General features: G+C 44.2%; 4 protein-coding genes. 2 read left to right on the forward strand and 2 right to left on the reverse strand.

From position 1 onward, the window contains the following. Nucleotides 1–72: 72 nt before the first annotated feature. Nucleotides 73–873, reverse strand: a complete 801-nt coding sequence (locus tag HMPREF0373_RS15440) for a DAPG hydrolase family protein (protein ID WP_021740739.1) — start codon at nucleotides 871–873, stop codon at nucleotides 73–75. Nucleotides 874–1104: 231 nt separating this feature from the next. Between HMPREF0373_RS15440 and HMPREF0373_RS15445 the strand changes: the two genes are divergently transcribed. Further along, entirely contained in the window at nucleotides 1105–1815 is a 711-nt protein-coding gene (locus tag HMPREF0373_RS15445; protein WP_044964955.1) for a response regulator transcription factor, read from the forward strand. After that, nucleotides 1799–3238 (forward strand): sensor histidine kinase, encoded by a 1440-nt coding sequence (locus HMPREF0373_RS15450; protein ID WP_021740741.1) that lies wholly within the window; start codon nucleotides 1799–1801, stop codon nucleotides 3236–3238. Before HMPREF0373_RS15445 ends, HMPREF0373_RS15450 begins: the two co-directional genes overlap by 17 nt. Before the next feature lie 143 nt (nucleotides 3239–3381). On the opposite strand, the gene secA is transcribed toward HMPREF0373_RS15450, so the two are convergent. Continuing rightward, nucleotides 3382–5946 carry a preprotein translocase subunit SecA gene (gene secA / locus HMPREF0373_RS15455; protein WP_044964958.1) on the reverse strand — a complete coding sequence of 855 codons (2565 nt, stop codon included), beginning with the start codon at nucleotides 5944–5946 and terminating at the stop codon, nucleotides 3382–3384. Between the last annotated feature and the right edge of the window lie 250 nt (nucleotides 5947–6196).

A 6196-nucleotide genomic window follows, 5' to 3' on the forward strand; every position in this document is an offset into this window, starting at 1 on the left:
ACATTAACTGCCGCAAATATCCACAGGTTACATGGAAAAAACAGAGACTCCGTTCAGACTGCGCGGATCGAACTATAATACAACCGGACCATTTTCTTTGATGTAACGCCATCCCTCAGCAGTTTTCTCTACTTCCAGGCAGCACTGTACATTCTGTGACGGATCCGGATGATTTTTCCATAAATCATATAATTTCGGTAAAAATACCGGCCACTGACTTGCTTCAAAATCCTCATGTTCGGTCAGAAAGTTCGGTACGATCTTCGCATTCGGATCTTTTTTCAGGATATCAATGATAAAGGCCGGCGGTGCAGATACTTTGGAGTTCTGTACGGTTGCTGTAATATGCACACAGCCACCTTCTACATCTTCCCACATATGAACCGTAGAATCCACCAGTTCACCGAGATCGTTGTATACACCTTCGCAGATCACATGTTTCAGACATGTGGTGAACGGGAAGAACTCTTTCAACGCAAGTCTGTGGATTTCAACACCTTCGCCACCAAATACAGCTGCACCCGGTTCACATGCTTCGGAGATCATATGAACGGAAGCTTCCATACCGTACTCTACCGGTGTCTTTACCCATGTAAATTTCTTGTGAGAGCCCGGAGCCCACAGATAATATCCTTTTTCCATATTTGCCCAGAACCAGTCCATCATCTCAGATGTTACCCCGGGAAGAAAATGCTGTTTCTGTGACGGAAGTACATATCCTTTGTCAATGGCATCCTGATTCAGCTCCAGCTCAGGCAGTAATGGATTCGGTTTGGCCGGTTTCTCATAAGATGCAAAAGGTACCTTTACATTATCCTGACATGGCTGGTAAGTCTGTCCTCCGTTTGCCACATATGTTATATGTTCACTCATAAATAATCCTCCTTTGATCCAGCTCCTCTATGTCAAACTCTCTTTTTTGGTCTGCTGGTCTTACCTAATTTTCATTGTAATAGTTTTGCGATTCTTTGTCCAGAAAAAGTTCGCAAGACGAACTTCTTTCTGAATCTTTCTTAAGAAAACATGCTACAACTTCATAACTATGCTATGATGTGAGTGATAAACGTTAATTTACAAAAATATATGGAAAGGTTCGTTATCATCATGGAACAAGCAGCCATTTTAATCGCAGACGATAATCCCGAAATCCGGGAGATCATACAGATTCTCCTCTCCGGAGAAGGTTTTCAGGTACATGAAGCCGCCAGCGGAACCCAGGCTCTCGGCATGTTAAAAGAAAACACCTTTGACCTGATCATTCTGGACATCATGATGCCTGGTCTTAATGGTTATCAAACCTGTCTGGAAATACGCAAGAGTACAAACGTCCCGATCCTGTTCTTAAGTGCCCGCACCCAGGAAAGTGACAAAACGCTTGGTTTTTCCAGCGGCGGCGATGACTACCTTGCAAAACCTTTTTCTTATGCGGAACTGGTAAGTCGAGCCAAAGCCATGATACGCAGATATCAGGTGTATCAGGGAAAGCCAGCGCAACCCTCGCAACCGGACAAAATCACTTATCACCAGTTACAGTTGGATGAACTGACGCAGGAAGTGACCAAAAACGGTCTTCCTGTGGAATTAACAGATACTGAATACTCCATTTTGCTCCTGCTTCTGATGCATCCTGGACAGATTTTCTCCACAGAGCACCTTTATGAATCTATCTGGAACGAACCATATTACTATGGGGCGAACAACGTCATTATGGTGCATATCCGGAATCTGCGCCGGAAGATTGAGGACGATCCGAAAAATCCGACACTGATCAAAACTGTCTGGGGAAGGGGCTACCGCTGTGACAAAGAAAATTAAACACAAAGAATTGCGTTCCCACACAAAACATTTTACTGTCCTCTGTGACAAAAACCCCCTTTGGAAAATTCCACGGATCCGCTTGCAGTTTCTTGTCACGATCCTGCTTTCCTTCATGCTGGCCGTTGGTGGTTTTTCTCTCACCTGGCATATGATGCCCTGTGCATGGAAAATTGCCCGCCACATTCCCGGTATGGATCTGGACCGCGAGACTCTTAAGACAGAGCTCACAGAACGTGCCAAAAATTACGACCTGCCTTCTTCCGAAAATAATAAGCAGGAGCAGGCAGCGTTCAAACCATTTTTTGACTGCCTGGATTCTTACACTGGCATCGCAATTTACAGTGGGTCTGAACGTTACTTTCGTACACAGCATACCGCCGACATCGTTCACAGCAAGAACTGGAACTTTTTTACCAACATGATCTTTCAGATCACATACAGTAATTACGCAAGCGTGTTACCTCTGAACGGAATCGAAGATTATTTTCAGATAAAAGTAGAATTTAAAAACGAAACCGGCGAACTGTATGTCTCCAGTTTCCACAACTCCAAACTGACCATTCCGTGGTTCCTGTTTTCCATCGGAGTTGCACTCTTTCTGTTGCTGTTACTGCCACTTTTGTTTTTGCGGAAAAAAGTACAGGACATCGGCATTCTAAAAGACCACATTTTGCAAATGTCCGGTGGGGATTTAAATCATCCCATCGCTTCCATGGGAAATGATGAGCTTGGTGTCCTCGCACGGGAACTGGATCAGATGCGCAATACCCTGTACACCAACATACAGCAGGAAGTGGAAAGCCGTCGGGCCAATCAGGACCTCATCACTGCCATGTCCCATGATCTGCGCACACCACTAACCATTTTACATGGTTATCTGGATATTCTGGCACTTGGCCGCAATCCAGAGCAACAATCTGAATATGTCCGGCGCTGTCTGCAAAAAACAGAAGACATCCAGCAGCTGACCGACCGCATGTTTGAATATTCTCTGGTTTACGAACCCCCGCAATCCCCTCTTCTGGTTCCGGTTCCTCTGAAAAATGTACAGCACATGCTCTCCGAGCATCTGGATTTTCTCCGGCTTGCCGGATTTCAGACATCAGAAACCATAGCTCCATTGTACGGACAGATCGAAGGCGATGAAACATCCCTGAAGCGGTTGTTTCAAAATCTGTTTTCTAATGTTTTGAAATATGGGGATAAATCGGAACCAGTGACTTTACAGATTTCTCAGAAAAATGATATTTTCCAGATCATACTTTCCAATGCAGTAAAAAAAGACCTGACCGGCATTGAAAGCAACCGCATCGGATTAAAAAGTGCGGAAAAAATAGCCAAAATGCACCATGGAACCCTGACTTTTACGCAGAAAGATAAAACGCTTTTTCTTGTCGAAGTAACGTTTCCTTTGCCGTAATCCTCCACGACATAACGAAATTATTTTCGCTGTATATAAAAGATATTTTCTGTCAAAATTAACATCTTTTCACCCAAAAATGGCACCTGACGATATCATCGTTCAGATGCCATTTTTTTATTTCATATAGTATTTTACACTTTCTATGCCTTTCTTCCGCAGCACTGTTTGTATTTCTTACCGCTTCCGCATGGGCACGGATCATTTGGATATACTTTTTTAGTTTCCCGTGTCTTCGGTGCTCTCTGCAGGGAATCGTCTTTGTTTGTTCCGGTTACTTTGGCAACCTCCTCACGTTCAACCTTCTGCTCTACTTTTACATGGAACAGCAGGCGGATGGTTTCTTCCTGAATGTTTGCCGTCATCTCATCAAACATTTCAAATCCGGCCATCTTGTACTCAACCAGCGGATCTCTCTGACCATATGCCTGAAGACCGATGCCTTCACGGAGAATCTCCATATCATCAATATGATCCATCCACTTACGATCAATGGTTTTCAACAGAACGACACGCTCCAGCTCACGGATCATCTCTTCCTCCGGGAACTCTGCTTCTTTTGCCTCATATAACTTCACTGCACGCTCTTTGAGCATATGTTTCAGTTCGTTTGCGTTCAGACTCTGAACCTCATCGTCCCCTAACGGCTGCATCGGAATGACAGGGATCAGCAGTTCATTTAACTCCAGGACATCCCACTTCTTACCTTCTTCATCCGATACACAGTGATCTACGGTATCTTCCACACGGTCTGTGATCATCTTATAAATGGCACTGCGCATGTTCTCTCCATCCAGGACACGACGGCGCTCGCCGTAGATAATCTCTCTCTGATCGTTCATAACCTGATCGTACTCCAACAGGTTTTTACGAATACCAAAGTTGTTACCCTCGATCTTCTCCTGTGCTTTCTCGATTGCACTGGAAAGCATCTTATGCTCAATCTGCTCACCATACGGAACACCCATTGCGTTGAACATATTGATCAGTTTTTCAGAACCGAACAGACGCATCAGATCATCTTCCAGAGAAATATAGAAACGGGATTCACCCGGATCTCCCTGTCGGCCGGAACGTCCACGCAGCTGATTATCAATACGGCGGGATTCATGACGCTCGGTACCAATGATTTTCAGACCACCGGCAGCTTTTGCCTCATCATCCAGTTTGATATCGGTACCACGGCCTGCCATGTTAGTTGCGATCGTTACTGCACCATGTACACCGGCCTGCGCTACGATTTCAGCCTCAAGTTCATGGAATTTCGCATTTAATACGCTGTGCTGAATACCTTCTTTTTTCAGCATTCTGCTCAAAAGTTCGGAAGTCTCGATCGTGATCGTACCAACCAGAACCGGCTGACCGGTTTCATGTGCTTTCACAACTTCCTGTACAACTGCCTCGAATTTCTCCTGTTTTGTCTTATATACAGCATCTTCTCTGTCGATACGTGCGATCGGACGGTTGGTCGGAATCTCGATAACGTCCATGCCGTAGATATCACGGAACTCTTTTTCCTCTGTCAGGGCTGTACCTGTCATACCTGCTTTCTTTGCATATTTATTGAAGAAGTTCTGGAATGTAATAGTTGCAAGCGTCTTGCTCTCACGTTTTACTTTTACATGCTCTTTTGCCTCAATTGCCTGATGAAGTCCGTCAGAATAACGACGTCCCGGCATAATACGTCCGGTAAACTCATCAACGATCAGGATCTCATCATCTGCAACTACATAATCCTGATCACGGTGCATCAGGTTATGTGCACGCAGTGCAAGGATGATATTGTGCTGGATCTCAAGATTCTCAGCATCTGCAAGGTTGTCAATCTTGAAAAATTTCTCGACTTTTTCCACACCTTCCTGTGTCAGGTTGATGACTTTATCTTTCTCATTTACGATGAAATCACCGGTTTCCTCGATTTCAATACCCATGATGGCATCCATTTTGGAAAATTCCTGACTTGCCTCACCACGTTTCATCTGTTTTGCCAGAATGTCACATGCCTCATACAGCTTGGTGGATTTGCCGCTCTGTCCGGAAATGATCAGCGGTGTACGTGCCTCATCGATCAATACAGAGTCAACCTCATCGATGATGGCATAGTGCAGATCACGCTGTACCAGCTGCTCCTTGTAGATAACCATATTGTCACGCAGATAATCGAAACCAAGTTCATTATTGGTAACATACGTAATATCACACTCATATGCTTTCTTACGTTCATCATGATCCATATCATTCAGAACCACGCCTACGGTCAGTCCCAGGAACTCATGTACTTTTCCCATCCATTCAGCATCACGTTTTGCCAGGTAATCATTGACGGTAACGATATGAACACCTTTTCCTTCCAGTGCATTCAGATATGCCGGAGATGTGGAAACAAGTGTCTTACCTTCACCGGTCTTCATCTCTGCGATACGTCCCTGATGAAGAACGATACCACCGATGAGCTGTACCCGGTAATGCTCCATGCCAAGCACACGTTTTGCAGCTTCACGGACAGTTGCAAAAGCTTCCGGAAGAAGATCATCCAGAGTTTCTCCTTTTGCAAGTCTTTCTTTATATTCTTTTGTTTTACCACGCAGCTCCTCATCAGACAATGCCTGCATCTGAGGACGATAACTTTCGATTTTATCCGCGATCGCATAAACTGATTTCAGTTCCCGCTCGCTGTGGGTTCCAAAAATTTTTTCTATAATATTCATGTAGTTCTCCTGTACCTTTCCTTCTTTGCGGCTATAAGCCGCTAAACATAATCTATATTTTACCACTGAATAAGTCATCGCACAATACACAAACCGGTAAACGATTTGTGAACTTTTTATAAACGAAGAACTTTTTCTATACACCTCTTTTCAAAGTATGCTATACTTAATTCTTGAAATCAAATTTTCCCGGAAATCAGATTTCATCTCAGTTTTTACTTTCAAGTCGAACGCACGTGAGACTTGGTGC

Origin of the sequence: Eubacterium ramulus ATCC 29099 (genome assembly GCF_000469345.1) — a bacterium.
GTDB lineage: Bacteria > Bacillota > Clostridia > Lachnospirales > Lachnospiraceae > Eubacterium_I > Eubacterium_I ramulus.